The sequence below is a fragment of the Nocardia neocaledoniensis genome, assembly GCF_029868625.1.
GTDB lineage: Bacteria > Actinomycetota > Actinomycetes > Mycobacteriales > Mycobacteriaceae > Nocardia > Nocardia neocaledoniensis_A.
In genome coordinates this window covers 1-3,444 of the sequence record NZ_JARWOJ010000358.1, presented here as the reverse complement: position 1 = coordinate 3,444, position 3,444 = coordinate 1, and the positions used below count along the sequence as shown (strand labels likewise).

Below are 3,444 nucleotides of genomic sequence, written 5' to 3'. Positions count from 1 at the left end.
ACGGCCGCGACCCGCCGACTGCGTCGGCGGACCCTCCTCGAGGTCGGGTCGTGCGGGGCTGGGTTGTCGGAGCGCTGGCGTTCAGGGCCGGGCTCAGGGGGAGACCAGGCCGTCCTGGGGTGAGCCGTTGACGCCGTTCTGTTCGCGCCAGCGGGTGGTGAGCACCTCGTTGACGCGGTCCGGGTTCTCCTGGTGGGCGTAGTGCCCAGCATCCGGGATGGACACCAGGGTGCGGTCGGTCGCCAGCCGGGAGCCACGGTGGAAGGTGGCGGGCAGCAGGTAGGGGTCGTGCTCGCCGCGCAGGCCGAGGACGGGGATGTCGATGGGCGTGCGCATGGTCGCCATGAACCGCTTGCCGTCGGGCCGCCACTGACTGCGGAAGGCCCAGCGCTGGTACTCCAGCGCGCTGTGCGCGGCGCCGGGGATGCGGATCGCGGTCCGCATGCGCGCGGCGGTCTCGGTGAATTCGGCGGTCCGCGACCAGGATTCGCCGACCCTGGCCCGCAGCAGGCGCTCGACCTCGGCGCCGCCGTCCCGGGTGAGCAGATGCTCGGGATAGCGGGGCAGCTGGTAGCGCAGGAAATCGGGCAGCCAGGTCGCGCGCTGGGCGGAATCGCGCAGCACCGCGCTCTTCAGTGCGGCCGGGTGCGGCGAACTGATCAAGCCGATCGAGCGGACCAGTCGTGGGTGCAGTACGGCGGTGGCCCAGCACACCAGCCCACCTTCGGCGTGTCCGACGAGGGTGGCCTCGGTGTGTCCGAGGGCCCGGATGAGTCCGGCGATGTCACCGGCGAGGGTCCAGCCGTCGTAGCCGCGGGGCGGCTTGTCGGTGTCGCCGTAGCCGCGCAGATCCACGGCGACGGTGCGATAGCCGTGTTCGGCGAGCCCGGTGAGCTGGTGCCGCCACGACCACCAGAAGTCGGCGAAGCCGTGTAGCAGCAGCACCAGGGGAGTGTCGGAACGATCCGCACCGTCGGCCTCGACGACGTGGAAGCGGATCCCGTTGGCGTGCACGTCCCGGTGCGTCCACGGTCCGTCGTAACGGACGCTGGACGGATCCGGGAATGAGTTGGACGACACGCCGATCGAGCCTAGTAGGCGGGTCCGGCCGTGGCGACCGGGCCCGCCCGGCGCGTCATCGGTTGGTCGACTTCTCCAGCGCGGGAGCGGCGCTCTCCCGGTGGGTCAGCGCCGCAGGCAGCACCTCGGCGGTCTGCTTGAGCGAACCGATCGTCTTCTCCGGCGCCCGCAGTTTGCGAACCTTGAGCCACCCGAGCAGGGCGAGCAGCGCGGTGGTGAGCACCATCAGCGCGAACACGATCAGGAACGCCGCCCACCGGTACAGCCACACGTCGAGCAGTTCGGCGAGGAAGAAGAAAAAGAAGAACGAGCTGAACAGCAGCACGGTCAGCGCGAGGATGAAGAACACGCTGCCGGTCAGGCCCTTGCGGACCTCGGCGGTGACCTCGGCCTTGGCCAGCGCCACCTCGGCGCGCACCAGCGTTGACATCTGTTCGGTCGCGTCACGGACGAGGCTGCCGATGCTCGCCGATCCGGGCGGGTTGGCGTCGGTCAACGGGATGGAAGTGACCGTGCGACCGTCATTTCCGCCTTGGGTGTAACTCACTTCGTCGACCCTTCTCCCTGTCCTGGCACTACTAGGCCTCACTGTCCGGTTGTAGCTCGTCCGCGTCGCGGCGCGCCTGGTGCACACGCCCTCGCCGCAACAGTAGCGCCGATCCGAGGAGCGATGCTGCCATGGAGGTCACCAGGACCGCCGCCTTCGCCAGATCGATGACGGCCGCGCCCTCGTCGGCCAGCGCGAGTTCCGCCACGAGCAGGCTAACCGTGAAGCCGATCGCGCCGAGGACCGACAGGGCGAACATGTCGCGGTATTCCAGCCCCACCGGGCGTTTCGCCAGGCCGAAGCGGATCGCGAGCCAGCTGATCCCGAAAATGCCGACCGTCTTGCCGACGAGCAGCCCGAGGATGATCGCCAGCGAGAGCCGCTCGGTGAAGAGCTGACCGAACACGTCCCCGTTGAGCGGCACGCCGGAGGCGAACAGCGCGAACAGCGGGACGCAGAATCCGGCCGAGATCGGCTGCACGACGTGCTCGAGGTGGGTCGCGGGCGCCTGCTCCTCGCCGGGGTCCTTGCGGACCCGGGTGAGCAGGCCGAGCGCGACGCCGGCCAGCGTCGGATGGATGCCCGCCTCGTGCAGCGCGTACCAGCAGACCAGCGCGATCGGGATATAGAGGAACGGAGTGTGCAGCCGCCACCGCTGACCCAGCGCCCACACCGCGCAGCAGGCCAGGGCGGCGCCCAGCCACAGCATCGACACCGACGCGGTGAACAGCACCGCGATGAGCACGATCGCGAGCAGGTCGTCGACGACGGCCAGGCTCAACAGGAACACCCGCGCGCTCGCGGGAATCCGGGAGCCGGTCATCGCGAGCACGGCCAGCGCGAACGCGATATCGGTGGCCACCGGGATCGCCCAGCCGTTGTTCATGCCGGGCACACCCCAGCCGACGCTCAGCGCGATCAGCGCGGGGGTGACGACACCGCCGACGGCCGCGATGATCGGCAGCGCCGCCCGTTTGGGATCGGCGAGTTCACCGACGACGAGTTCGCGTTTGAGTTCGAGCCCGGCGACGAAGAAGAAGATCGCCAGCAGGCCGTCCTTGGTCCAGTCGGCCAAGCTCAGGTCCAGGTGCAGCGCGTCGATGCTCAGCCGGGTGTCGATCATCGTCTGATAGCTCGCGCCCCACGGCGAGTTCACCCAGAGCAGCGCCACCGCGGCGGCGATCAGCAGCAGCGATCCGCCGACCGTCTCGGTGCGTAGATAGCGGGTGAGCTCGGAGCGAACGCGCGTGATCACAATCGGGGCCTTCCGGATGGTACGGGCGGACTGCGGGCGCTCATCCCACCCTTCGGTGACACAGATTCACGACCGCATGCCGACCAGACTTCCCGGCACACCTCTACGGGATCCTAACGGATACGGCCGGTGACATCGCATGTCACCGGCCGTATCCTGCGCCTTCGCGGCGCGCCCGCCTCAGTTGCCGCCGGCGCGGATCGCCTCGAAGACGCCGGGATCGACCAGGGTGGAGGTGTCGCCGAGTTCGCGGCCCTCGGCCACGTCACGCAGCAGCCTGCGCATGATCTTGCCGCTGCGGGTCTTGGGCAGCTCGGGCACGATGTGGATCTCGCGCGGCTTCGCGATCGGGCTGATCTGCTTGGACACCTCGGCCTTCAGTTCGTCGACCAAGCCGTCTCCTGCCCGCCCTGCCGCCTCGCCGGTGAGGATGACGAAGGCGACGATGCCCTGACCGGTGGTCGCGTCGCTGGCGCCGACGACCGCGGCCTCGGCGACGGCCGGATGCCCGACGAGGGCGGATTCGACCTCGGCGGTGGAGATGCGGTGTCCGGAGACGTTC

Annotated in this window: 4 protein-coding genes; all 4 read right to left on the bottom strand. The window is 69.5% G+C overall.

Going from position 1 to position 3,444, the window contains the following annotated elements:
- Positions 1-93: 93 nt before the first annotated feature.
- Complete coding sequence (locus QH270_RS27740; protein WP_280346998.1) at positions 94-1,080, bottom strand: alpha/beta fold hydrolase; 987 nt, start codon at positions 1,078-1,080, stop codon at positions 94-96.
- 55 nt (positions 1,081-1,135) lie between these two features.
- Entirely contained in the window at positions 1,136-1,627 is a 492-nt protein-coding gene (locus QH270_RS27735) for a phage holin family protein (RefSeq protein WP_280346997.1), read from the bottom strand.
- A gap of 31 nt (positions 1,628-1,658) precedes the next feature.
- Positions 1,659-2,882, bottom strand: a complete 1,224-nt coding sequence (gene nhaA, locus QH270_RS27730; RefSeq protein ID WP_280346996.1) for a Na+/H+ antiporter NhaA — start codon at positions 2,880-2,882, stop codon at positions 1,659-1,661.
- Between the two features lie 180 nt (positions 2,883-3,062).
- Positions 3,063-3,444: AMP-binding enzyme (locus QH270_RS27725; protein WP_432420441.1), on the bottom strand; the 382-nt coding region annotated here is incomplete at its 5' end.